This is a genomic window from Mycobacterium sp. KBS0706, from assembly GCF_005938675.2.
GTDB lineage: Bacteria > Pseudomonadota > Alphaproteobacteria > DSM-16000 > Inquilinaceae > Inquilinus.
In genome coordinates, this window is the sequence record NZ_VCCH02000008.1 from 14,959 (window position 1) to 37,567 (window position 22,609).

General features: G+C 69.4%; 23 protein-coding genes. 6 read left to right on the forward strand and 17 right to left on the reverse strand.

Features of this window, described 5'->3' with window-relative positions; all coding sequences use genetic code 11:
* Positions 1–6 precede the first annotated feature (6 nt).
* Both FFK22_RS05990 and FFK22_RS05995 read right to left on the reverse strand, forming a co-directional pair.
* Positions 7–2,373 carry an LPS-assembly protein LptD gene (locus FFK22_RS05990; RefSeq protein ID WP_186002333.1) on the reverse strand — a complete coding sequence of 789 codons (2,367 nt, stop codon included), beginning with the start codon at positions 2,371–2,373 and terminating at the stop codon, positions 7–9.
* Between the two features lie 86 nt (positions 2,374–2,459).
* Positions 2,460–4,013 carry a DEAD/DEAH box helicase gene (locus tag FFK22_RS05995; RefSeq protein ID WP_138886867.1) on the reverse strand — a complete coding sequence of 518 codons (1,554 nt, stop codon included), beginning with the start codon at positions 4,011–4,013 and terminating at the stop codon, positions 2,460–2,462.
* Positions 4,014–4,181: 168 nt separating this feature from the next.
* Here FFK22_RS05995 and FFK22_RS06000 point away from each other — a divergent pair, with 168 nt between their 5' ends.
* Complete coding sequence (locus FFK22_RS06000; protein WP_138886868.1) at positions 4,182–4,724, forward strand: isochorismatase family protein; 543 nt, start codon at positions 4,182–4,184, stop codon at positions 4,722–4,724.
* A complete protein-coding gene (locus FFK22_RS06005) occupies positions 4,721–5,425 on the forward strand; it encodes an alpha/beta fold hydrolase (protein ID WP_138886869.1) in 705 nt (234 codons plus the stop codon). The genes FFK22_RS06000 and FFK22_RS06005 overlap by 4 nt, the downstream gene beginning before the upstream one ends.
* Here the strand turns inward: FFK22_RS06005 and FFK22_RS06010 are convergent.
* The 3 genes from FFK22_RS06010 to parE form a co-directional block, all read right to left on the reverse strand.
* Entirely contained in the window at positions 5,422–5,964 is a 543-nt protein-coding gene (locus tag FFK22_RS06010) for a hypothetical protein (RefSeq protein WP_138886870.1), read from the reverse strand. The genes FFK22_RS06005 and FFK22_RS06010 overlap by 4 nt on opposite strands.
* A gap of 58 nt (positions 5,965–6,022) precedes the next feature.
* Positions 6,023–6,547: a hypothetical protein gene (locus tag FFK22_RS06015; protein WP_138886871.1), complete on the reverse strand. Its 525-nt coding sequence runs from the start codon at positions 6,545–6,547 to the stop codon at positions 6,023–6,025.
* A 126-nt stretch (positions 6,548–6,673) separates the two neighbouring features.
* On the reverse strand, positions 6,674–8,653 hold the full coding sequence (parE, locus tag FFK22_RS06020; protein WP_138886872.1) for a DNA topoisomerase IV subunit B: 1,980 nt from the start codon (positions 8,651–8,653) through the stop codon (positions 6,674–6,676).
* 93 nt (positions 8,654–8,746) lie between these two features.
* Between parE and FFK22_RS06025 the strand changes: the two genes are divergently transcribed.
* A complete protein-coding gene (locus FFK22_RS06025) occupies positions 8,747–9,148 on the forward strand; it encodes an acyl-CoA thioesterase (RefSeq protein WP_221938424.1) in 402 nt (133 codons plus the stop codon).
* Between the two features lie 226 nt (positions 9,149–9,374).
* On the opposite strand, the gene FFK22_RS06030 is transcribed toward FFK22_RS06025, so the two are convergent.
* The 8 genes from FFK22_RS06030 to FFK22_RS06065 form a co-directional block, all read right to left on the reverse strand.
* Positions 9,375–10,103 carry a bifunctional 2-polyprenyl-6-hydroxyphenol methylase/3-demethylubiquinol 3-O-methyltransferase UbiG gene (locus FFK22_RS06030; protein ID WP_138886873.1) on the reverse strand — a complete coding sequence of 243 codons (729 nt, stop codon included), beginning with the start codon at positions 10,101–10,103 and terminating at the stop codon, positions 9,375–9,377.
* Positions 10,104–10,421: 318 nt separating this feature from the next.
* On the reverse strand, positions 10,422–10,646 hold the full coding sequence (locus FFK22_RS06035; RefSeq protein WP_138886874.1) for a YMGG-like glycine zipper-containing protein: 225 nt from the start codon (positions 10,644–10,646) through the stop codon (positions 10,422–10,424).
* Positions 10,647–10,657: 11 nt separating this feature from the next.
* Positions 10,658–11,032, reverse strand: coding sequence for a hypothetical protein (locus FFK22_RS06040; protein WP_138886875.1), 375 nt, complete (start codon positions 11,030–11,032; stop codon positions 10,658–10,660).
* Between the two features lie 143 nt (positions 11,033–11,175).
* Entirely contained in the window at positions 11,176–11,400 is a 225-nt protein-coding gene (locus tag FFK22_RS06045) for a hypothetical protein (protein ID WP_138886876.1), read from the reverse strand.
* 78 nt (positions 11,401–11,478) lie between these two features.
* The gene (locus tag FFK22_RS06050) at positions 11,479–12,462 is read right to left on the reverse strand and encodes a calcium-binding protein (protein WP_186002334.1); all 984 of its coding nucleotides are present in this window, start codon (positions 12,460–12,462) and stop codon (positions 11,479–11,481) included.
* 396 nt (positions 12,463–12,858) lie between these two features.
* Entirely contained in the window at positions 12,859–13,512 is a 654-nt protein-coding gene (locus FFK22_RS06055; protein WP_221938425.1) for an amino acid ABC transporter permease, read from the reverse strand.
* The gene (locus tag FFK22_RS06060) at positions 13,512–14,183 is read right to left on the reverse strand and encodes an amino acid ABC transporter permease (protein ID WP_138886879.1); all 672 of its coding nucleotides are present in this window, start codon (positions 14,181–14,183) and stop codon (positions 13,512–13,514) included. Before FFK22_RS06060 ends, FFK22_RS06055 begins: the two co-directional genes overlap by 1 nt.
* A gap of 196 nt (positions 14,184–14,379) precedes the next feature.
* Positions 14,380–15,222 carry a transporter substrate-binding domain-containing protein gene (locus FFK22_RS06065; protein WP_138886880.1) on the reverse strand — a complete coding sequence of 281 codons (843 nt, stop codon included), beginning with the start codon at positions 15,220–15,222 and terminating at the stop codon, positions 14,380–14,382.
* Between the two features lie 113 nt (positions 15,223–15,335).
* Here FFK22_RS06065 and FFK22_RS06070 point away from each other — a divergent pair, with 113 nt between their 5' ends.
* Together FFK22_RS06070 and FFK22_RS06075 are read left to right on the forward strand one after the other, a co-directional pair.
* On the forward strand, positions 15,336–16,106 hold the full coding sequence (locus tag FFK22_RS06070; protein WP_138886881.1) for an IclR family transcriptional regulator: 771 nt from the start codon (positions 15,336–15,338) through the stop codon (positions 16,104–16,106).
* Between the two features lie 83 nt (positions 16,107–16,189).
* Positions 16,190–16,501, forward strand: coding sequence for a hypothetical protein (locus FFK22_RS06075; protein WP_138886882.1), 312 nt, complete (start codon positions 16,190–16,192; stop codon positions 16,499–16,501).
* Here FFK22_RS06075 and FFK22_RS06080 read toward each other — a convergent pair whose 3' ends face one another.
* The gene (locus FFK22_RS06080; protein ID WP_138886883.1) at positions 16,502–16,900 is read right to left on the reverse strand and encodes a VOC family protein; all 399 of its coding nucleotides are present in this window, start codon (positions 16,898–16,900) and stop codon (positions 16,502–16,504) included.
* Positions 16,901–16,908: 8 nt separating this feature from the next.
* The gene (locus FFK22_RS06085) at positions 16,909–18,765 is read right to left on the reverse strand and encodes an adenylate/guanylate cyclase domain-containing protein (RefSeq protein WP_138886884.1); all 1,857 of its coding nucleotides are present in this window, start codon (positions 18,763–18,765) and stop codon (positions 16,909–16,911) included.
* 73 nt (positions 18,766–18,838) lie between these two features.
* On the opposite strand from FFK22_RS06085, the gene FFK22_RS06090 reads away from it, so the two are divergent.
* Entirely contained in the window at positions 18,839–19,564 is a 726-nt protein-coding gene (locus FFK22_RS06090; protein ID WP_138886885.1) for a DUF72 domain-containing protein, read from the forward strand.
* On the opposite strand, the gene FFK22_RS06095 is transcribed toward FFK22_RS06090, so the two are convergent.
* Both FFK22_RS06095 and FFK22_RS06100 read right to left on the reverse strand, forming a co-directional pair.
* A complete protein-coding gene (locus tag FFK22_RS06095; RefSeq protein ID WP_138886886.1) occupies positions 19,551–20,240 on the reverse strand; it encodes a class GN sortase in 690 nt (229 codons plus the stop codon). The two genes, FFK22_RS06090 and FFK22_RS06095, sit on opposite strands and share 14 nt — an antisense overlap.
* Positions 20,237–22,501 carry a marine proteobacterial sortase target protein gene (locus tag FFK22_RS06100; protein ID WP_138886887.1) on the reverse strand — a complete coding sequence of 755 codons (2,265 nt, stop codon included), beginning with the start codon at positions 22,499–22,501 and terminating at the stop codon, positions 20,237–20,239. Before FFK22_RS06100 ends, FFK22_RS06095 begins: the two co-directional genes overlap by 4 nt.
* Positions 22,502–22,609: the final 108 nt, after the last annotated feature.

Below are 22,609 nucleotides of genomic sequence, written 5' to 3' on the forward strand. Positions count from 1 at the left end.
CGCCGGTCAGGTGCCCGGTGTGCGGCTCTGCTCGCCGCTCAGCTTCAGCGGCACCTCGCCGAGATTCTTCAGGTTCAGCGTCAGGAAGACGGAGTAGCCTTCCTTCTGGTCCTCGGCCGTGGTGAAGCGGCGCTGCACCGTGACGCCGAAGGTGAAGCACTCGTCCATATACTGCGCGCCGGCGCTGTAGGTGAACGGCCGCATGTTCTGGATGTCGTAGGTCATCCCGGTCGACAGCGACCAATAGTCCGAGATCTTGGCGGTGCCGCCGGCGCCGAGCTGCTGCTGGTTGAAGGTGTTGCCGTCGTCGTCCGGGCCCTTGTCGTCGAGCAGGCTGTAATTGACGTTCAGGTTCAGCCAGTCCGCCGGGGTGGTGGTGGCCTGGACGAATTGCCGGCGGCTATAGAAGTTGTCCTTGTCCAGCCGGAACCGCCAGTCGAGGTTCAGATATGGCGCCGGATGCAGGGTGACGCGGCCGACATAGTCCGACACCTTGTCGCGCAGGCCGGAGCTCTCCGGGAAGTCGTCATCCTTCTCGAACCGGTAGCTCTGGCCCAGGAAGAAGGTGGCGTTGGCGCCGTCCGGCGCGTAGAGGCCGTAGCGGAAGCCGTAGGAGACGTGCTGGCCGCCCTCGACCCGGTCGAGGCCGGGGAAGCGGTTCTCGCTGAACAGGTTGATCTCGTCGAACTCGATGTCGGCGCTGTCGTTGTTCGGGATCTTGTTGCCGTTGCTGATCCCCGGCGCGACGCTGAAACTGACGATCGGCTCCAGCAGTTGCTGGTAGGTGCCGATCTGGCCGACGAAGGGGTAGCGCGCGGTCAGCGTGGCGACAGGGAACAGGCGGGCGGCACTGGCGTCCTCGGTCAGAACCTCGTCGGGCCCGCCATTGATCACCTTGGTCCCGTCTGGCATGTCGTTCGACTGGTACAGGTCGCCGCGCAGATAGCCGCGTGCGTTCAGCACGATGCCGCTGTCGGTGTAGAAGTCGCGCTGCCAGCCGACCTGGCTGGACAGGCGGCGGGTGTCGATGCCGCGGGTCGGGTCGCTGGTCACCGGGTCGAAGTCGCGCAGCAGGCTGATGGCGCTGGCGTTGACGAACCACTGGCCGCCGAACAGGGTGTTCGGCTCGCTGACATAGTTGGCCTGAGCCCAGGGCAGCACGGTGGGCGAGAAGCCCTTGTTGCCGATCCCGGTGCCGGGGGTGCGCAGATCCTGCCAGTCCAGCGCCTCGACCGAGATGTAGTTCAGTCCATAGAAGCCCTCGGCATAGGCCCGGCTCTGCAGCACGTCGGCGCTGGAGATGTTGAAGTTGTCGAGATAGGTCCGGTCCGATGTGCGCTGGATGTCGGTCCCGAACCGCCAGTTCTGATCGAAGTCGTAGCGGGCGGACCCGAAGAGGTGCCAGCGGACCTGCTGCGAGCGGAAGTTGAGGTTGCTACCGTTGAAGCCTGAATTGTCGTTCAGGATCTTGTCGTAGCCGCTCTGGTTGATGCTGCCGTTGAGGGTGACCAGGCCCTTATCGAAACGCTTGCGGTACTCGCCGCTGAACAGCGTGCCGGCATCCCGCGTGGTCATGGCGCCGACCGTGGCGTCCTGGTCCGGCGAGATGTCGAAATAGTATTGCAGCCCGAAGAACGGCCCGACATCGGAGGTGGCGCCGAAGGTCGGGAACAGGAAGCCCTGGCGCCGGTCGACCGAGGGGTCGGGCATCGAGAAGTAGGGCGTGTAGAACAGCGGCACGCCGAACAGGTCGATGAAGGCATCGTGGTAGATGATGTCCTTCGACACCGCGTCGTTGGTCACCCGCACGGCCCGGATCTGCCACAGCGGCGGCGCCGTGGGATCGTCCTTGCACAGGTTGCAGGGCGAATAGACGGCGCGGTCGATGGTGGTGATCTCGCCGCGCTCGCGCACCGCGCTGTTGCCGACCATGCGCGAGTTGTCGGACAGGATCAGCGACACCTGCTGGATGAAGCCGTCCTTCAGGTCGTCGGTCAGCTCGGCATAGTCGCCGAACATCACCTCGCCGCCCGGCTGCACCATGGTGACGTGGCCGCTGGCGGCGACCACCTGGGTCTTCTGGTTGTAGGTGACCTGGTCGGCCCGCACGATCTGGTGATTCTGGTGAATCTCGACCTTGCCGCGGGCGGTGACCAGACCGAGGGTCTGGTCGTAGATCAGCTCATCGGCGCTGATCACCGGGGGCTGCTGCTGCCCGGCCGGCGTGTCGGGCCGCGAGGGAATCTCCGCGGCCGCTGCGGCTGGCGGCGTCTGCTGCGGGCCCTGCTCCTGGGCCGATGCGCCGATCGCCGACAGCATGGCGATTGCGGAAACGGCGCTGAGAAAGATCGATAACCGATTGATTCGCTTCACTGCCGCTTCCATGCTCCGACGCGAGCCGCTGCCCCTTGTGCCGAATGCGAAGGGGCGAAGTCAACGTCGGTTACGGCCGTGCGAAGCTAAGCGGCGGTTTCGGTGACCTCGGCGGTGTTGCGCTTGCGCTGCGGCACGGGGCGCAGCAGGAAGGCCGGGACGTGATCGCCGAGGCCGAGCACCGGCGTATCGTCATGATCGTCGCGATGCTGCCGCCGGTCACGGCCGCGATCGTCGCCACGGTCGCCACGGCGGGGAGCGTCCCGGCGCGGCCGATCGCCGCCCCGTCGCGCGTCGTCGTGGCGCGGCCGATCCTCGGCGTGGGAAGGCACCGCCTCGACGCGATCCTCGCGGGGGGTATCCCGGCGCGGCCGGTCCTCGGCAGGACGCGGCGCCGCCTCGGCGCGCTCCTCCGGTGCCGAGTCGCGACCACGGCGCTTCGGCGCGTCGGCGCGCTCGCCGCGCCGGCGGGACTTGCCGCGCTGCTTGATCTCGTCCTCGGACAGGAAGCCCTCGAGCCCGATCTCCGGCAGCACCAGCAGCGGGATCGGCTTCTTGATCAGGCTCTCGATCGTCTTGACGAAGCGCCCTTCCTCGGGCGTCGCGATCGAATAGGCCGTGCCGGTCTTGCCGGCGCGGCCGGTGCGGCCGACGCGGTGGACGTAGTCGTCGGCATGGATCGGCACGTCGAAGTTGAAGACATGGCCGATGTCGCTGACGTCGATGCCGCGGGCGGCGACGTCGCTGCACACCAGCGTGGTGATCTCGCCGCGCTTGAACTTGTCGAGCGTCTCGTTGCGCACCGACTGGACCAGGTCGCCATGCATCTGCCCGGCATTGAAGCCATGGCTCTGCAGCGACTTGAACACCACCGAGACGTCGCGCTTGCGGTTGCAGAACACGAAGGCGCTCTTGACGTCCTCCTGCCGCAGCAGGTGGCGCAGCGCCTTGCGCTTGTCCTCGGCCTCGACGATGACGATGTGCTGCTCGAGCTTCTCGCCGGTGGTCGCCGGCGGCGCCACCGAGATCTGCTTCGGATTGCTCAGGAAGGCGTCCGACAGGCGCCGGATCTCCGGCGGCATGGTGGCGCTGAAGAACAGGGTCTGCCGCAGCGGCGGCAGCAGGCCGACGATGCGCTCGATGTCCGGAATGAAGCCCATGTCGAGCATCCGGTCGGCCTCGTCGATCACCAGGATCTTGACGTCGGCCAGCAGGACCTTGCCGCGCTCGAACAGGTCGAGCATGCGACCGGGCGTGGCGATCAGCACGTCGACGCCGCGGTCCAGCTTCTTGATCTGGTCCTCGAAGCTCTCGCCGCCGATCAGGAGGGCGTAGGACAGCTTCTCGTACTTGCCGTACAGCTCGAAATTCTCGGCCACCTGGGCGGCCAGCTCGCGAGTCGGCTCCAGGATCAGCGAGCGCGGCATGCGCGCCCGGGCCCGGCCGGAGGCGAGGATCTCCAGCATCGGCAGGGTGAAGCCGGCGGTCTTGCCGGTCCCGGTCTGCGCAATGCCGAGGACGTCGCGGCCCATCAACACGTAAGGTATGGCCTGGGCCTGGATCGGCGTCGGCGTGGTGTAGCCGACATCGTCCACGGCACGCAGGATTTCGGGCTTCAGCCCAAGATCCGAAAAGAGCATCGTACAGGAATCTTTACTAATGGGGGCGCGCCGAGCGGCCCGCCGCAGGCCCTTTAAATGGGAAAAACCCTCGTCAAGTCAATTGAAACTATCGAGACATCAGGGCATGGCTCACCCTAGCGCGGCGCGAGTCATGCCACCGCGGTGATGATTGGGAAGAGGTGACGAATGCTGCTCGACCGGAATGACGGCGTCCTGCTTGTGGTCGATGTGCAGGAGAAGCTGGTGTCGGCGATGCATGATTTCGCGGCGGCGCGGAAGGGGATCGAGACGCTGATCCGCAGCGCCGTGGCGCTCGACGTGCCGGTGCTGTTCGCCGAGCAATATCCGAAGGGCCTGGGCCCGACGCTGCCCGACCTGGTGGCGCTGGCGCCGGACGCGCCGGTGGTGCCGAAGGTCCGGTTCTCCGCCGTCGGCGAGCCGGCGCTGCTGGACCATCTCGAGGGCATCGGCCGCCGCACCATCGTGCTGTGCGGGCTGGAGAGCCATGTCTGCGTGCTGCAGACCGCCTTCGACCTGCATGACGCCGGCTTCCGGCCGGTGGTCGCGATCGATGCCACCACGGCGCGGGCGCCGCGCAGCACGGCGGTGTCGGAGCTGCGGCTGGTGCAGGGCGGCATCGAGATCGTGACTGCCGAGATGGTCTGCTTCGAGTGGCTGGGCGAGGCCGCCACCGAGGAGTTCCGCACGGTCAGCGCCTTCCTGCGATGACACTGCCGGTCCTGTTCCTGCCCGGCCTGCTGTGCGACGCCGATCTGTGGACGGCGCAGCTCAACGCCTTTTCAGCCGGGCGGCCGGTGGCGGTGGCCAACCTCGCCGGCGCTGATTCGGTGGCGGGGCTGGCTGAGGCCGCCCTGATCGCGGCGCCGCCGCGCTTCGCCCTGGCCGGGCTGTCGATGGGCGGCTATGTCGCGCTCGAGATCATGCGCCGGGCGCCCGAGCGGGTGGCCGGGCTGGCGCTGATCGACACCTCGGCCCGGCCGGACACCGAGGAGCAGAGCCGCCGCCGGCGCGGCCTGATCGCGCTGGCCCGGACCGGCAAGTTCAAGGGCGTGACGCCGCGGCTGCTGCCGCTGCTGCTGCACCCCGCCCGGCTCGAGGACCCGGTGCTGACCGGGCGGGTGATGGCGATGGCCGCGCGGATCGGCCGCGACGCCTTCCTGCGGCAGCAGACCGCGATCCTGGGGCGGCCGGACAGCCGGCCAGACCTGCCGCGCATCGGCTGCCCGACGGTCGTGATCTGCGGCCGGCAGGACGAACTGACCCCGCTGCCGGTGTCGGAGGAGATGGCCGGGCTGATCCCTGGCGCCGGGCTGGCCGTGGTCGAGGACAGCGGCCATCTCTCGACCATGGAGCGGCCCGAGGCGGTCAACGCCGCGCTGGCCGCCTGGCTCGGGCGTCTCGCGGCCTAGCCGAAATCCGGACGGCCGAAGGGCACCGGTGAGACGTAGGGGAAGAGCTGGATGGTGAGGTTGCGGATCAAGCTGGTGAAGTTCGGGTCATCCGGCCCGGTCGCCTGGTCGAGATAGCCCGTCACGGCCGATTGCTCGCCGCCGAGGATGCAGAAGGCGGCGCGCACCACGATCGGCCGCATCGCGGGCGCCGTGGTCCAGGTCTTCTTGTCGCACAGGTCGAAGGGGTTGACCGCGGGCTGGGCGTTGAACACCACCGAGACGTAGTAGTTCCGGTTCTCCGTCGGCCCTGGCGTGGTGGTGAAGCGGGTGCGTGGCCCGATATAGGTGGCGGTCATGATCTCCGTCACCAGCTGGTCGAAGCGGGGCGTGCCGAAAGGGTTGCCTTGAACCACGGTGCGCAGGTCGCGGCCATCGGCGGCGGCGAACAGCTCGCCGGTCGAATACATCATGCCGAGATCGCTGCGCACGATCCGCGGCCCGGAACAGGCGGCCAGCGCCAGCACCGCAACGGCAAGGGCGCATCGAAGCAGGATCATGGCGTTTCCCCCTTTCAGATCTCCCGCAGGGGGCCGGGCAGGCCGGCGCCCATGACGGTCAGTACGGGAACATCGCGAGCATCATGTGCTGGATCATGCTGACGAAGTTCGGGTCGTCCGGCCCTTTGACGTTGCTGACATAGCCGGTGACGGCCGTGGCCTCGCCGCCGGTGATGCAGAAGGCGGCCCGGGCGGTGATCCGGCCTGGGTTCGGCGCCGCGGTCGGGATCGGCGCGTTGCATAAAGCGAAGGGCGTGACGTCCGGGGACGGGTTGAACACCACCGAGACGAAATAGTCGCGCTTGGCCGTCGGGCCGGGCGTGGCGGTGAAGTTGGTCTTCGGCCCGACATAGGTCCGGTTCATGATCCCGAGCACCGCCTGGTCGAAGCCCGGCGTGCCGAAGGGATTGCCCTGGATCACGGTGCGCAGGTCGCGGCCGTCCGCGGCGGCCGAGAACTCGACCCGGGAGTAGCGGACACCGATGTCGTCGACCACCACCCGGTCGCTGGCACAGCCGGCGAGCATCGGGACGGCCGCGGCAAGGGCGGCGAGGGAAGGAAGGCGGAGGCGATGCAGGATCATATCGGTTCTCGATGCTGCGGCCGGCCCGGATGTATGCAGCGGCTCGGGGCGCCGCCAATCGGCCGGCACCATCGATATAGGCCGCCCCGCCCCGCCTAGCTTGTGCCCAGGGTCACATGCCGCAGGTCAGATGTCGAGTTCGGTCGCCTTATCCGCGTTCTGCTGGATGAAGCGCAGCCGCAGCTCCGGCTTGCGGCCCATCAGCTGCTCGACCAGGTCGGCGGTGCGGCGGCCATCGATCTCGTCCTCCGGATCGTCCGTCAGCTCGACCCGCAGCAGCGACCGCTTGGCCGGGTCCATGGTGGTGTCGCGCAGCTGCGCCGGCATCATCTCGCCGAGGCCCTTGAAGCGGCTGATCTCGACCTTCTTGCCGGCGAACTGCTTGGCCAGCACCTCGTCCTTGTGGGCGTCGTCGCGGCAATAGACGGTGGTGGTGCCGGCCTGCACCCGATACAGCGGCGGCTGCGCCAGGAACAGGTGCCCCTCGGCGATCAGGCCGCGCATCTCCTTGTAGAAGAAGGTCATCAGCAGCGAGGCGATGTGGGCGCCGTCGACATCGGCGTCGGTCATGATGATCACCCGCTCGTAGCGCAGCCGGTCGCTGGAATACTGGCTGCGGGTGCCGCAGCCCAGCGCCAGGGTCAGGTCGGCGACCTCCTGGTTGCCGGCCAGCTTGTCGGCCGAGGCGCTGGCCACGTTCAGGATCTTGCCGCGCAGCGGCAGGATCGCCTGGGTCTCGCGGCTGCGCGCCGCCTTGGCCGAGCCGCCGGCCGAATCGCCCTCGACCAGGAAGATCTCGGTGCCCTCCGGCGCGTTGCGGCTGCAATCGGCCAGCTTACCGGGCAGGCGCAGGCGCGCGGTCGGGGTCTTGCGGCCGTTCTCCTTGGCCTGCTTGCGGCGCAGCCGCTCCTCGGCCCGGTCGGTCAGGAACTCCAGCAGCCCTTCGGCCGATTTCGGGTCGGCCGACAGCCAGTGGTCGAAATGGTCCTTGATGGCGCCCTCGACCAGCTTGGTCGCCTCGGGCGAGGACAGGCGGTCCTTGGTCTGGCTCTGGAACTGCGGGTTCGGGATGAAGATCGACAGCAGCACCGCGACGCCGGACATCACGTCGTCGGCGATGATCTGGCCGGCGCGCTTGTGGTTGGCCAGCTCGGCGAAGCCGCGCAGGCTGCGCAGCAGGCCGCTGCGCAGGCCCTGCTCATGGGTGCCGCCCTGCGGCGTCGGGATGGTGTTGCAGTAGGTGTGGACGAAGCCCTCGTCGTCCTCCGGCCAGGCCACCGCCCATTCGATCTGGCCGCCGCCGTCGGGGAAGGTGGCGGTGCCGGCGAAGGCGGTCGGGGTGCGCATCGCCCGGTCGTCCAGCGCCGCCTTCAGATAGTCGGACAGGCCGCCGGGGAAATGCAGCACTGCCTCGGCCGGGGTGCGGTCATCGCCCGCCACCAGCGCCGGGTCGCAGCGCCAGCGGATCTCGACGCCGCGGAACAGATAGGCCTTGGACCGCGCCAGCCGGTACAGCCGGCCGGGCTGCAGCCGGGCGTCGGCGCCGAAGATCTCCGGGTCGGGGTGGAAGCTGATGGTGGTGCCGCGCCGGTTCTGCACCGCGCCGCCGCGCTCCAGCGCCCCTTGCGGCAGGCCGCGGGAATAGCGCTGGAGATAGACCTGGCGGTCGCGCGCCACTTCGATCCGCAGGTCGTCCGACAGGGCGTTGACCACCGACAGGCCGACGCCGTGCAGGCCGCCCGAGGTGGCGTAGACCTTGTTCGAGAACTTGCCGCCGGAATGCAGCGTGGTGAGGATCACCTCCAGCGCCGACTTGCCGGGATATTTCGGATGGTCGTCGACCGGGATGCCGCGGCCGTTGTCGCGGACGGTGACGAAGCCGTCGGCGTCGAGCGACAGGTCGATCGTGTTGGCGTGGCCGGCCACCGCCTCGTCCATGGCGTTGTCCAGCACCTCGGCCACCAGATGGTGCAGGGCGCGGTCGTCGGTGCCGCCGATATACATGCCGGGCCGGCGGCGCACCGGTTCCAGCCCTTCCAGGACCTCGATGTCGCTGGCGGTGTAGCGGTTGTCGGTCTTGCTGCCGGGAGCGAACAGATCTGTCATGATCCGGAGTCGGGGCCGTCTCGTGGATGTGCGGGCTGCCTCCATCATATAGACACTTCCGATCTCAACGTAACCAAATCTGGGGATCCATCGGTGACCACCCTGCTGCTGCCGTCCGGGATGCCGGCCCTCCGCACCATCGCCATGCCGAAGGATGCCAATCCGAACGGCGACATCTTCGGCGGCTGGCTACTGTCGCAGATGGACTTGGCCGGCGCGGTGGTGGCCCATGAGCGGGCGCGGGGCCGCACGGCAACGGTGGCGGTGGAGGCGATGAGCTTCCTGGCCCCGGTCAGGATCGGCGACACCGTGTCCTGCTATGCCGAGCTGGTGTCGAATGGCCGCAGCTCGATGAAGGTGCGGATCGAGACCTTCGTGCAGCGGCGCACCGACCACAGCGTGGTCAAGGTCACCGACGGCACCTTCACCTATGTCGCGATCGATGGCGAGGGCAAGTCCCGGCCCCTGCCGCCGGAGCCCACGGCGATCGGCTAGGGCGGGGCCTGCCTCACAGCCCCCAGGCGTAGCCGAACACGGCCAGGCCGTAGCACATGCCGAACAGCAGGGTGAGGGTCACGGTCTCGCGGATGAAGGTCCAGTTGCTCATGATGTTCCTCCTACGTTCTTTCTGGAAAGAAAAGAACATAGGAGGAACATGCGGTCAAGCGGGATCGTTGGCCCGGGTCAGGGCGCGCTGCCGGGGCGATCATGATGGAGCCTCTCAGCGATCGGCGGCGAGCAGCAGGAAGGGCGGGCGCTGCCGCTCGATGGCGTATTCCGGATGCACGGCGATCTGGTCTCCAGTCGGGCCCCATTCCTCGAGATGCGACAGGGTGAAGCCGGCGCGCAGCAGCAGCCCGGCATAGCTGCCGATGGTGCGGTGCTGCTTGACCACGCCCCTGGCCAGCCAGTCGGTGACGCGCGGCCCTTCGTCCAGGTAGCGGTCGACCGGCCAGACATCGCGCCCGGCCTCGTCCCGCACCCATTTCGGATCGGACGGGGCCGAATAGATCGGGTGCTCGACCGAAGCGACCAGCCGGCCGCCCGGGGCCAGCGCCCGGTACAGCCGCGTCAGCAGCCCCTCCAGGTCGGCGATGTAGTGCAGCGCCAGCGAGCTGTATGCGAGGTCGAAGGCGGCGGATGGCAGCTCCAGCCGCTCCAGATCCTCACGGCGATAGGTGACGGCGGCGTCCGGATCGGTGGCCCGGGCGCGGGCCAGCATGTTCTCCGAGACGTCGAGGCCGAGCACCTCGGCGGCGCCGGCCTGCCGGGCCCAGCGGCAGAACCAGCCGAAGCCGCAGCCGAGATCGACCACGCGGCGGCCCGCCAGCCCCGGCACCAGGGCGCGCAGAGCGGGCCATTCCGGGGCGCCGTCCAGGCCCTCGACCGATCGGCGCAGCCGGCTGTATTCGGCGAAGAAGGCGGGGTTGTCGTAGATGTTCTGGGGCATGCTGCGAACTCCATCTGAGAGGGGCGGACGGGGTGCGCGGCAGCCGGGAATGCGGCCAAGAAAAAAGCCCCGTCCGTTTCCGGCGGGGCTGCGTGGGGATGGTGCGCCGACCGGGGTCAGCGCACACGGAGTCCGGGCGTCCCGCCGACGGCGATGCGGCTGCGTCTGACGACCATGCGGGATGCGATCACGGACATGCTCTCTGTATCGCGGGTGGCCGGCGCCGCGTCAAGGACGGGCTTCGCTGGAATGGATTTTTATCCTAGACCTTGCCCTTGAGCGGGGAAGCGGCCCGGCCTGGCGGCCGGGCCTCAATCCTCACCAGTAGCCCTTGCCCTTCAGGTTGCCGGCAACGGCGCCGGCTGCACCGCCGACCAGCGCACCGACGCCGGCATTGCCGCCGGCGATCGCGCTGATCGCGGCACCACCGGCGGCGCCGATCGCCGCGCCGCTCAGCGTGGTCTGTTGTTCATGGGTCATGTTGCTGCAGGCGGTCACGGCCAGCGTGCCACAGAGCAGGACGGGCAGGAGAAGCTTCCTCATGGCGATCTCCCTCACTTCTTGACGTGCCGGGTGGGCTGGATCTTGGCCACGTCGGTGACGATGACCTCGATCACCGCGCGAGAGCTCTGGTCCGGATGGGCGGCGTAGTAATCGTCGACCGCCTTGGAGATGTCGGTCAGCGACATCGGCTGCAGGTTGGTGACCAGGGCATTGATCATGTCCGGCTGGGGGCGGCGGTCGTTCCTGCGCAGCTCGTACTGGATCGAGATGACATTGGCGGCGCCGACCAGGAAGGCCTTCTTCTCGGCCTCCGAGGCCTTGGTCCAGTGCTCGCCGGTGACCAGCGGGACATCGCCGGCCCGGGCCGGCATCGCCGCCGCGGCGGCGATCAGCACCACCCCCACCAGCAGGGGTTTAATGGACAATGCAACCATTATTTCCTCCCGACTGAAATGACGGAACTATTCTTCCGCCAACCGGGAGCATAATCAAATGCTAGATTGCACCGGGGAGGATCTGCCGCGTCCGGATATGGCGAGCGGCGGGGATCGGCGCCCGCCGGGCCGGACTACCAGTAGCCCTTGCTCTTCAGGTTGCCGGCCACGCCGCCGGCCGCGGCGCCGATCACGCCGCCGGCCAGCAGGCTGCCGCCGGTGAGGGCGGTCAGGGCGACCCCGCCGGCCGCGCCGATGCCGGCGCCGCCGAGCGTGTCGCGGGCCTCGCGGTTCATGTTGGAGCAGCCGGCGGCGAGCAGGGCGGCGGCGAGGGCGATCGGCAGGAGGCGGCGGGTCATCGGGCTCTCGGGGCAGGACGGGACGAGGCAGGCAACCCGCGGTGTCGCGGTTTGTTCCGTCCCGCCCTGCCGCCGGTGCTACAGCACGAAGTCGCCGGCGACCGGGGTCACGCCGCCGAGCAGCGCGATCGACAGGTCGGCCTGGCCGTCGCCGTCGATGTCGGCGCCGATCACGGTGAGCCCGCCGGCGGCGTCGAAGCGCAGCTCGCCGGCCTGGCCGGAGAAGGCGGCGCCGCCGATGAAGCTGAAGGCGGTGTCGCCGTTGCCGGCGTTGCCGTCGGCGTCGATGCCGGCGAGGTCGATCCTGTCGCCGTCGGCCGAGGAGAAATCGGCGATGACGTCGCGGGTGTCGAGGCCGGTGCCGGTGTCGCCGGCCGCGGCATAGACGAAGCGGTCGGCGCCGCTGCCGCCGATCAGCGTGTCGGCGCCAGCGCCGCCCGTGATCCGGTCGCTGCCGTCGCCGCCGACCAGGCGGTCGGCGCCGCCGGCCCCGGCCAGCGTGTCGTCGCCACCCAGGCCGCGCAGGATGTCGCCGCCGTTGTCGCCGGTCAGCGTGTCGCCGAAGCGGCTGCCGTGAATGGTCTCGATATCGCCGGCGATGACGTCGCCCCCGGCGTTGCCGCCTTGGTTCACATGGGTGCCCAAGTTGATCGAGACCGCGGCGTCGCTTTCGGCGTAGCTGGCGATGTCGATGCCGTCGCCGCCGCTGAGGATGTCGGGGCCGGCGCCACCGCGCAGCAGGTCGTTGCCGGCACCGCCGTCGATCGTGTCGGCGCCGTTGCCGCCGGCGATCCGGTCGCGGTCGGCGCCGCCGGTGATCACGTCGCCGCCATTGCCGCCGCGCAGCCAGTCGAGGCCGGCGCCGCCATCGATGACGTCGAAGCCTTGGCTACCGTCGACGATGTCATCGCCGTCGCCGCCGGTGATCACGTCGAAGCCAATGCCGCCGTCGATGATGTCGTCACCACCGCCGCCGCTCACCACATCGTTGCCGTTGCCGGCGTCGATGATGTCGTCGCCCGGCGTGCCGATGATGATGTCGGAACCGTTGGTCGCAGTCATGTCCATGTCCCCCTTGCATGTCACACGCGATGTCCGAAGACGATGCCCGTCGCGGGGCAGGGGCCCGAAGGCCGCCGCTCGCCCGACCGGGGCGCGGCCCTGCCGAAGGCAAAGGCCGCAAACGGCCGCGAAAGTTCGTCGAGCCGGAGCGTCTTCAAAGGTTTCGCCGGCTTCTGTCTGATTTCGCAACCGATTCGAAGTCTATATAGACTCGATCCTCTGAGGATTGGGAGTGGATTCTGGCGATTGGAGTCTGATTTTCTGACGCAACGAAATTAAAGAAAATGGTCCGGATCGGATTTCAGACATGCGCCAGCATAAATCAGTAATATTTATTTGAAGCAATTGCCGGAGGAATGCCGAAGGTCTTGGGGCGATCGTGCCCGGCCCCCGGGCTCACCGCAGCGCGGTGCGGCGGGCGAGGGTCTTGCCGAGGCGCTCGATGGCGAAGTTGACGACGAAGTAGATTGCCGCGGCCAGCAGGTAGAATTGCAGGCTCATATAGTTGCGGCTGATCACCTCCTTGGTCGCCAGCAGCAGCTCGGTCACCCCGATCACCGACAGCAGGGTCGAGGCTTTGACCATCTCGGTGCCGGTGTTGACCCAGCTGGGCAGGATCTGGCGCAGCGCCTGGGGCAGCAGGACCAGGACGACGGTCTGGCGGAAGCTGAGACCGAGAGATTTCGCCGCCTCGGTCTGGCCGGGCGGGATCGCCTGCAGCGCGCCGCGCACGATCTCGCCGACATGCGAACTGCAGAACACGGCCAGCGCGAAGATGCCGGCTTGCACCGCGGTCAGCTGGATGCCGATGACGGAGAGGATGTAGAAGGCGGCCAGCACCAGGACCAGCACCGGCGTGCCGCGGATGAAGTCGACGAACAGCCGCGCCGGCCAGCGCAGGGCGCGGCCGCCATAGGTCAGGGCCAGGCCGACCAGCACGCCGAAGACGGTGCCGGCGGCGATCGACAGCACCGAGATCTGCACCGTCAGCCAGGCCCCGTCGAGCAGGGCCCAGCGCGCCACCCAGATCTGCTGCAGGAAGGCCCCCATCACCGGGCTCCTCCGGGCAGCCGCAACCGCGCCTCGAGCCGGCGCAGCAGGAAGGCGATCAGGGTGCAGACGCAGACATAGAGCAGGGCGGTCACCAGCCAGGTCTCGATCACGCGGAAGCTCTCGGTGTTGATCTTGCGCGCGTAGAAGGTCAGCTCCGGCACCGCGATGGCGGCGGCCAGCGAGGTGTCCTTGAACAGCGAGATGAAGTTGCTGCCCAGCGCCGGCAGGATGTTGCGCAGCATCAAGGGCGCCACCAGCAGCCGGCGGATCTGCATCGGCTTGAGGCCGAGCGCGGTGCCGGCCTCGATCACGCCCTTCGGCACCGACTGGATGCCGGCGCGGAATACCTCGACCAGATAGGCCCCGGCATAGACCGACAGCGAGGCGACGAAGCTGTCGATCTTGTCCAGCCGGATCCCCGCCCGCGGCAGAGCGAAGAACACGAACAGCAGGATCACGAGGATCGGCAGGTTGCGGAAGAAGGTGACGTAGCCGGAGGCGAGGCCGCGGGCGACCCGGCTGCGCGAGGTGGCGGCGAAGGCGCCGACCAGGCCGATGACGCAGCCGATCAGGATCGACACCACCGCCAGGCCGAGCCCGAGCGCCAGGCCGCTCAGCAGCAGGTCGCGGCTGTCCCAGACCACGCCGAAATTGAACTGATAGTTCACCCGCGTCTCCGTTGGTGCCGTGGCGGAGGGGCCGGTGCCACCCCCTCACCCGAAATCGCGTCGCGATTTCGACCTCTCCCCAGGGAGAGGTGTAGGGCAGCCACTCTTTTTTCCCTCTCCTCGGGGAGAGGGAGGGGCCCGGCCCGTCGGGGCCGGGAGGGTGAGGGGGCTGGCACCGGCCTTTGTCGCCAGAGCGTCAGCGCATTTCCGTGGGGAAGCCGATGGCGGGCGCCGGCGGGCGCTGGCCGAACCATTGCTCGAAGGAGGCAGCGTAGGTCTCGTATTCGACCCCGGTCATCGCCTCGTGCAGCGCGGTGTTGACGAAGTTCAGCCAGTCCTGGTCGCCCTTCTTCACGGCGCAGGAATAGGTCTGCGGTTGCCAGCCGTAGCCGGCGTCGAGATATCGGTCCGGGTTCTGCTTCATGAACCAGCGCAGCGACGACACGTCGGTGGCGGCGGCGTCGGCACGGCCGGAGTTGAGCGCCTCATACATCAGGTCGGTGCTCTCATACTGGTCGACCGCCGCCTGCGGCAGCGCCGCATGCACCATGTCCTCGGCATAGACGTTCTGCAGCACCGAGACGGTGACGCCGCTGCCGGCCGCCTTCAACTCGTCATAGCTCTTGTACTTGCCGTCCTTCATCAGCAGCAGGCCGACGCCTTCCCGGTAATAGGGGATGGTGAAGTTCACCTGCTGCGCCCGGGCCGCAGTGACGGTGATGAACTGGCAGGTGATGTCGACCTTGTCGGTGGTCAGGTTCGGGATGCGGGCGTCGGAGGACTGGACCACGAACTCGACCTTGCTCGGGTCGTTGAACAGGCCCTTGGCGATGATCTTGGCCATGTCGATGTCGAAGCCGGCGAGGTCGCCCTGCTCGGTCTTGAAATGCCAGGGCGGGTTGGTGCTGCCGGTGCCGACGATCAGCTTGCCGCGGCTCAGCACCTCCTGGAGCTTGTCGGCCGCAAAGGCGCCGCCGGCGGTGCCCAGCAGCAGGGCGGCGGCGCTGACCGAAAGCAGCGTCCGGGTCACGATGCGCATCTCAGCCTCCATGTTTTCTGTCCAGTATATCGGACAATGGTCTTGTATGTCGGACAAGCGATACGATAGGCTCGGCTTGGGACAAATGCAATCGACCCAACGGAGGAGAGCCAATGGCCGGGGCGACCAGCCGGGAGCGGGGCATCGATCGGGCGGTGGCGATCCTGGAGCATCTGCAGGCGCGGCGCGGGCCGGTGCGGATGGGCGAGCTGGCCAAGGCGATCGGCGCTCCGCGCTCGACCCTGTACGAGATCGTCGGCCGGCTGACCGCGGCCGGGATCCTGGAGCCGGCGGGCGAGGGCGGGGCGGTGTTCTTCGGCCGTGCCGTGCATTACTACGCCCAGACCTATGTCGCCGGCGTCGACCTGTTGAGCCGGGCCCGGCGCGAGGTGCTGGGGTTGGCCACAGAGACCGGCGAGACGACACAGTTCTGCATGCTCGACGGCGACAAATACGTGGTGATGCTGAACGAGCCCGGGCGGCGCACCTTCCGCATCACCTCCGAGGTCGGGATCCGGCTGCCGATCCCCTGGACCGCCTCCGGCCGCCTGCTGGTGGCCCATCTGGACGCCGCCGGCATCGCCGGCTTCATTCCGGCGGAGGATTTCACGCTGCCCTCGGGCGAGCGGATCGAGCTCGCTGCCTTCGTCGCCGAGACCGAGGCCGCGCGGGCGCGCGGCTATGCCGTGACCGAGGAGCTGGTCGACCGCTTCACCTGCTGCCTGGCGGCGCCGGTGGTGGACCATGACGCGCGGGCGGTGGCGACCTTGTGCCTGGTCACCCCGCTGGACACGCCGGAGGCACGGCGGCAGGCGCTGCTCGACACCCTGATCGCCGCCGCCCGCCGCCTGTCCCTCGCGCCGCCAGGGGCGGTGGGGCTGTAGGGTCGGGGCGCCGGAGAGCATCGATCTCCGCGGGATCTGGCTCCCAGTGTGCTATCCTGCGAGGCGCAGGGGAGCACACATCCATGACTTCGAATGAGCGGCTGCCAAGAAAAGGTGATCGCTACGTGGTTCACACAGCCTTCAAGGGCATTGTCACCACCCAGTGGTTCGCTCCCTACTCCGGTGGAGAACTAAGGGATTTTCCGCATTCCTTGGAGTTCGAAGTGATGGCGGATCTTCCGGAAGGTGCGACAGCCATCATCGCCAACCCGCTCGAATACGAAAGCTGGCAACGGGAATTGGTGAGTGAAGATGAGTATACTGACGACCTTTACGGTGGGTATGGCTTGACCATCACCCTGGATCAATTGGCAGCGAACTGCAGGAGCCTGTAGTCAGGCGACGGCCTCATTTCGATGGCACACCGCCTCGATGCGGTTGCCGTCGGGGTCGAGCAGGAAGGCGGCGTAGTAGCTCGGGTGGTATTCCAGCCGCAGGCCCGGGGCGCCGCCGTCGCGGCCACCCTGGGCCAGGCCGGCGCGCCAGAACGCGTCCACCGCCGCGCGGTCCGGCGCCTTGAAGCACCAGTGGCGGCGCGGCGCGTCCTCCGGCCGGTCACCGGGCAGGATCGACAGGTAGCTGCGCTCCGGATGCGCCGCGTCGCAGCGCGCGCCATAGCCGATCCAGCCCCGGCTGGAGCCGACCTTGGTGACGCCGAGCGCCGCCAGCACCGCATCGTAGAAGCGCTCCGCCGCGGCGAGGTCGGAGACGGTGATCGAGACATGGTCGAGCATGGCGGGCCTCAGGGCTGGCCGGCCGGAGACGGATCCTCCAGCCGGAAGATCTCGATCTCGGTCCGCCGGCCCGGCACGGCCTGGACGCCGAGGCTGCGCAGGCCGGACCGATCGGCCGCCAGCGCCACGGTCTCGCCGCTGGCCAGCACCACAATCTCGTCCGTCGGCGCCACCGCCTTGCCCAGCTGCTCCAGCCGGTTGCCGAGATTCACCGCGTCGCCGACGATGGTATAGCCCGACCGGCCGCTCATGCCGATGTTGCCGGCCACCACCCGGCCGCTGTGGATGCCGATGCGCAGGCGCAGCGGCGCCAGGCCGCGGCCGCGCCGGGCGGCGTTGTCCGCCGTGATCGCCGCGGCGATGGCGCGGGCGGCGCGCAAGGCTCGGTCGGCATGGTCCGGCTGGTCGTCCGGCGCGCCCCAGAAGGCCATGACGCAGTCGCCGATGAACTTGTCGATGGTGCCGCCCTCGGCCTCGACGCAGCGGCCCAGCAGGTCGAAATGGGCGTTCAGCATGGCGGCGACCTCGGCCGCCGGCATCCGCTCGGCCGCGGCGGTGAAGTCGACGATGTCGGTGAACATCACCGTCACCAGCCGCTCCGCCGACGGCACGGCTCCGCCGCTGCGCAGCAGGCGCCGGACCAGCGATTTCGGCACATAGGTCTCGAGCCAGCGCAGCCCGGTCAGCATGGTGTTGTAGGCGCGGGCCTGCTCGTTCAGCTCGGAGAACAGGCTGCCGGGCAGCGGGCGCAGGGCGGCGAAGTCGAGCGAGCCGACGGCGCGCACCTCCCGCGCCATGGCGCCGACCGGGCGGGCGATGGCGCGGCTGACCGCGATCGCGACCAGGATGGCGATCGCCAGCACGGCGAGGCCCGCCAGGGCGGCGCGCAGCAGGTCGTCGTCCGGCTTGTCCAGCACCGCCACCGGCACCTCGACGCCGACGATCAGCGGCACCGGGTCGAAGTTTGGGATGGTCCGGGTCAGGACGACGCGGCCATCATCGCCGAGCCGCACGATTCGGGCCTCCAGCCCGGTCTCGCCGACCGTCTCGGCCTCTCCCTCGGCCCACAGCGAGGCCAGGAACGGGTCGCCGATCTCATCCAGCCGGGGCAGAGGGTGTTCGGGCGACAGTGCCGGCCGCTGCGCCGCCATGGCCGGATGGGCCAGCACCCGGTCGCGGCCGTACAGGATGAAGGGCGTGGTGCCGGGGTTGCTCGCCGCGATCGTCTGCAGGTGGTCGGACAGGGCGTCGATCGTGATCGTGGCCCGCAGCACCCCGGCGAAGCGGCTCCCGGCCTGGACCGGCCGGCTGAGATTGGCGACCGAGGTGCGCATCGATTCCGCCGGCACGAAGTAGACCGGGCCCCAGACGGAGTCGTCGCGGCCGCGTGCCTGCTCGATCTCGCGCCGCTCCTGGTCGGTGTGGATCTTGTCGGTGAAGGCAAAGACGCCATGCGGGCCCTGGGTGACGCCGCGGATCGTGCCGTCGGGCGCGGTCAGGGACAGGACGCGGACCTGCGGCGTGCCGGCCAGGGCGCCGGTCAACAGCCGGTCCAGCGCCGCGCCATCGTTCGGATTGATCTCTCCGGAGGCGATCTGCCGCGACAGGAAGGCCAGCTGGTCCTCGACCGGGGTGAAGCGGTCGCCGATCCGGGCCTGGACCGAATCGAGCCCCAGCTGCGCCGTCCGGGCCAGCAGGTCGCGGGTGGTGCCGGCGGTCATGAACCAGAACACGGCCAGCACGTCGATCGTGGTCAGCGCCACCAGCCCGGCCATCACCACGGCCAGCGTGCCGGACAACGGGATGGTGCGGCGCCGGGCGGGCGCGGCGCGCCGATCCGTCGTGGTCTCCGCCTCTGTCGCCAAACCGTCGCCTCCTCGCGCTGGCGGCACCTTACACCACGCCGACGGAAATCCCCGCCGGGGTGTTGACTGCAGGATGACCGATACTCCGACCTATATCGGCACCGCCGGCTGGAGCATGCCTTCGCGCTACGCCGAGCGGTTCCCGGCCGAAGGCTCGCATCTCGAGCGCTATGCCCGGCGGCTGAACGCGGCCGAGATCAACACCTCGTTCTATCGCCCGCATCGCCGGGCCACCTATGAGCACTGGGCCGCCAGCGTGCCGGCGGATTTCCGCTTCGCTGTCAAGCTGCCGCGGACCATGACCCATGAGCAGCGTCTGAAGGATTGCGGCGACCTGCTGGACCGTTTCATCGGGGAGGCGACGGGGCTGGGGCCGCAGCTCGGTGTGCTGCTGGTGCAGCTCCCGCCGAGCCTGCCCTTCGAGGCGGAGGCGGTGGAAGGGTTCTTTGCCGAACTGCGCCGCCGGATCGATGCGCCGGCCGCCTGCGAGCCGCGCCATGCCAGCTGGTTCGGGCCGGAGGCGGAGGAGTTGCTGGCGGCGCTGCAGATCGCTCGCGTCGCTGCCGATCCGGCCCGTGCGACCGGGGCAGGGGCGCCGGGCGGCTGGGGCGGGTTGGTCTATTACCGGCTGCACGGGTCGCCGAAGATCTACTATTCCGACTATGACGAGGCCGTGCTGGCCGGGATGCGACGACGGCTGCAGAAGCATCGGGCGGCGGGCGTTCCGGCCTGGTGCATCTTCGACAACACCGCCGCCTTCGCCGCCCTCGGCAACGCCCTCGCCGTCACGGGGCTGTAGAGGCGTCCGCGACGACCGGGCCTGCCTGGCCCCGCTGCCGGATCTCCTCCGCCTCCACCAAATAGCGGTAGGGGCCGCGGGCGGTGGCGTCGAAGGGCCAGCAGGTGGCCAGCACCAGGTTGCGGCCGGGCGCCCGCGGGTCGATGCCGGAGACGTCCCAGGTTGCCACCCGCGTGCTGGTCACCCGGAAGCTGACGCGGCGTCCGTCGCGGCGGGTGACGTCGATCTCGTCGCCCGGCTTGACGTCGCGCAGGATGCGGAAATGGGTGTCGCGATGGGCGGCATAGACCGCGGTGCCGGGGTCTCCGGCCTCCGGCGTGTCCTGGACGTGGCCGGGGCCGAAGGCCAGGGCCTGGCCGCTGGCGCCGGCCAGGGCGATGGCGCTTTCGCCCAGCCGCGGCAGGTCGATCCGCGCCACCGGCCAGGTGTCGGCCCAGGGCCAGGGCTTCACCGCCCGGCCGGTCGCCAGGGTCTCGGCGAAGGCCCGGTCCAGCAGCACCTGGGCCAGCTGCGCCTTGGCGTGGATCCAGACGCCCTGGCCGGCCAACACGAGGCCGGCCAGGACGAGGAGGAGGGCGACGAGCCGGGACTTCGGCCGGCGCTGCCGCGGCAGGCGCTGCCTGCCGGGCGGGCGTTGCCAGGCCAGCGGGTGGGACAGTGACAGGGTCTCGCTCATGCCCGGCCTCCCATCGTCCGGCGGCCGAAGGCGAGGACCGCCAGGCCGGCCAGCAGCAGCGCGATGCCGGCGATGATCCGCAGCTCGGCATCGGTCGCGGTCTGCGGCAGCACCACCTCCTCGACCGGCGCCGGCTTGTTCGCGGCGGCCGGAGTGTCGGCGCGGGCGGCGGCTGGCAGCAACAGGGCGGCCTCACGGAACTCCGGCCGCGGCTCGGCCTTGGGCTTGCCGAAGACCTTGTCGAAATCCCAGCCGGCGGGGAGGTTCAGCGGAATGTCGTTGCGGCTCAGCGCCGCCCCGTCCGGCCGGCGCGGCGTCCGGTCGACCGCGACCAGGCTGGTCAGCCGGGTCACCAGATGGTGCTGCAGCGCCAGGGCGAGAATCCGCTGGTCGGCCTGCTCCGGGCCGATCTGGCCCAGGGTCTGCGCCACCTCGGCATCGGCGATCCGGCGCCGCGCCCACAGCTTCGACAGGCCTTCGCCCTTCGCCGCCTGGGCCACCGGCAGGGTGACGATCCAGGGCCGGTCGCCGATCATGCCCTTGACCTCGATGGTGCCGGACAGCGCGGCCAGCTTCGCCGCCAGCACCACCGGCTCGCCACGATACAGGTCGGGCAGCGTCTCCGGCGTCGCATCGGCGGCGCCGGCCGAGAAGCTGGCCGACAGGTTGGTGACGACCGGGCTTTCCAGCTTCTCGAACAGGCTGCGCATCCGCTCCTGCACCTGGTCGGGCGCACCGATCTGGGTGAAGGTGCCGCGGCCCAGCTCGGCGGCACGGCTCATCAGGAAGGTGTTGGGGGCGGAGCCGATGCCGACCATGAACACCCGGGACCGGCCGCGCATGCCGGCGATGGTGTCGAACAGCTGCTGCTCGTTGCCGATGGCGCCGTCGGTCAGGAACACCACCTGGCGCAGGCGCGGCGCGCCGTCAGCCCCGTTGTGCTCCGTAAGGGCGGCCCGCATCGCCGGCACCATCTCGGTGCCGCCCGTGGCCTCCAGCGCGGAGACGAAGCTCCTGGCACGGCCGACATGCTCGGCGTCGGCCGGCACCACGTCCGGGAACAGCACGTCGAGCGTGTCGTCGAAGCGCACCACGTTGAAGCGGTCGGCGGGGGCCAGGCGGCCGAGGGCGTAGAGCAGGCTGGCCTTGGCCTGGTCCATCGAGGCGCCGCCCATCGAGCCGGAATTGTCGATCACGAAGACGACGTCGCGCGGCCGCTTGTCCTCGGTCTGCGCCAACGCCGGCGGGGTGACGAAGGCCAGGAGATAGTCCTCGCCGGCGACCTTCTCGCGGAACAGCCCGACCGAGGGCACGGCGCCGGCGGCCGGGGTCCAGCTCAGCTCGAAGTCGCGATTGGCCGGAACCGGGCCTTTCATGGTGACGACGCGGCTGTCCGGGCCTTGCGTCTCGATGTCGACGGCATGGTTGGCGCTGACCACCTCGCCCAGCGGGAAGCCGGCCTGCAGCCGCACCTTCAGCGTCACCGGGTTGGTCGGCGCAGCGCGGCGCGGGTCCTGCACCGGCGGGGTGATGCGGTCGCGGTCCGGCACCGGATCGGTGCTCGCCTGCCCCCAGCCGCCCTGGCCGGGCCTGAAGTCGACCGACTGCGTCACCGCCGCCGGGGTGTAGCGCGGCGCCACCACCAGCGGCACGCGCAGCGAGAACCGGTCGCCCGACTGGTGCACAGTCTCCTGGTACTCGATCCGGATCAGCACGGTCTCGCCGGGGCCGACATTGGCGACCGAGGTGGTGAACAGGTTCGGCCGCTCCTCCTCGACCAGGCCTGCGGTCTGGCCGGCCTGCTTCGCCGCCTCATAGGTGCGGCGCGCTTCCTCGCGGGCGGCGATGTCGCCGGTGATGACGCGGTCGCCGACCACCATCTTCAGCGTGTCGACCGCGCCGTCCTCCGGCAGCGGATAGACATAAACGGCCTCGACCCACTGGTCGGTCGGGTTCTGGAACACCTGGGTGACATGGGCCCGCGCCGTCGGGCCGCTGACCGTCAGGTCGACATCGGTGCCGAGGCGCGGCGCCTCGACATAACGGCCCTTCTCATTGGCGCGGAACAAGAGGGCGCCGGACTGCATCTCGCCCGGCGTCACCAGCACCGGCCCGAGCTCGGCCCGGGCGGCCCGCCCGCCGACCGCCAGGGTCAGCACGGCCAGCAACAGGGACAGCAGCAGCAGCGGCGCCGCATGCCCGAACCGGGACTGGAGCGCCGGCCACAGCCCCGCCGGCGCGTCCTTCGTCATGGATGTCATCGAACCCTCCGTGGACCTCGGCCGGCGTCCGTCCGGCCTGGTTTTTTGTCGGTCCGAGGGGATCTGTCCGGCCACGGTGATGATCCGGCTTGTTCCGCAGGCGGTGGC

What these genes read in the sequence shown, in the direction of transcription:
- FFK22_RS06045 (WP_138886876.1), bottom strand. Translation starts at nt 11,400, where the DNA reads ATGACCCGCCGCCTCCTGCCGATCGCCCTCGCCGCCGCCCTGCTCGCC.
- FFK22_RS06090 (WP_138886885.1), top strand. Translation starts at nt 18,839, where the DNA reads ATGACCGATACTCCGACCTATATCGGCACCGCCGGCTGGAGCATGCCT.
- FFK22_RS06000 (WP_138886868.1), top strand. Translation starts at nt 4,182, where the DNA reads ATGCTGCTCGACCGGAATGACGGCGTCCTGCTTGTGGTCGATGTGCAG.
- FFK22_RS06035 (WP_138886874.1), bottom strand. Translation starts at nt 10,646, where the DNA reads ATGAGGAAGCTTCTCCTGCCCGTCCTGCTCTGTGGCACGCTGGCCGTG.
- parE (WP_138886872.1), bottom strand. Translation starts at nt 8,653, where the DNA reads ATGACAGATCTGTTCGCTCCCGGCAGCAAGACCGACAACCGCTACACC.
- FFK22_RS06070 (WP_138886881.1), top strand. Translation starts at nt 15,336, where the DNA reads ATGGCCGGGGCGACCAGCCGGGAGCGGGGCATCGATCGGGCGGTGGCG.
- FFK22_RS06010 (WP_138886870.1), bottom strand. Translation starts at nt 5,964, where the DNA reads ATGATCCTGCTTCGATGCGCCCTTGCCGTTGCGGTGCTGGCGCTGGCC.
- FFK22_RS06005 (WP_138886869.1), top strand. Translation starts at nt 4,721, where the DNA reads ATGACACTGCCGGTCCTGTTCCTGCCCGGCCTGCTGTGCGACGCCGAT.
- FFK22_RS06030 (WP_138886873.1), bottom strand. Translation starts at nt 10,103, where the DNA reads ATGCCCCAGAACATCTACGACAACCCCGCCTTCTTCGCCGAATACAGC.
- FFK22_RS06015 (WP_138886871.1), bottom strand. Translation starts at nt 6,547, where the DNA reads ATGATCCTGCATCGCCTCCGCCTTCCTTCCCTCGCCGCCCTTGCCGCG.
- FFK22_RS06080 (WP_138886883.1), bottom strand. Translation starts at nt 16,900, where the DNA reads ATGCTCGACCATGTCTCGATCACCGTCTCCGACCTCGCCGCGGCGGAG.
- FFK22_RS06055 (WP_221938425.1), bottom strand. Translation starts at nt 13,512, where the DNA reads ATGGGGGCCTTCCTGCAGCAGATCTGGGTGGCGCGCTGGGCCCTGCTC.
- FFK22_RS06095 (WP_138886886.1), bottom strand. Translation starts at nt 20,240, where the DNA reads ATGAGCGAGACCCTGTCACTGTCCCACCCGCTGGCCTGGCAACGCCCG.
- FFK22_RS06100 (WP_138886887.1), bottom strand. Translation starts at nt 22,501, where the DNA reads ATGACATCCATGACGAAGGACGCGCCGGCGGGGCTGTGGCCGGCGCTC.
- FFK22_RS05995 (WP_138886867.1), bottom strand. Translation starts at nt 4,013, where the DNA reads ATGCTCTTTTCGGATCTTGGGCTGAAGCCCGAAATCCTGCGTGCCGTG.
- FFK22_RS06050 (WP_186002334.1), bottom strand. Translation starts at nt 12,462, where the DNA reads ATGACTGCGACCAACGGTTCCGACATCATCATCGGCACGCCGGGCGAC.
- FFK22_RS06075 (WP_138886882.1), top strand. Translation starts at nt 16,190, where the DNA reads ATGACTTCGAATGAGCGGCTGCCAAGAAAAGGTGATCGCTACGTGGTT.
- FFK22_RS06065 (WP_138886880.1), bottom strand. Translation starts at nt 15,222, where the DNA reads ATGCGCATCGTGACCCGGACGCTGCTTTCGGTCAGCGCCGCCGCCCTG.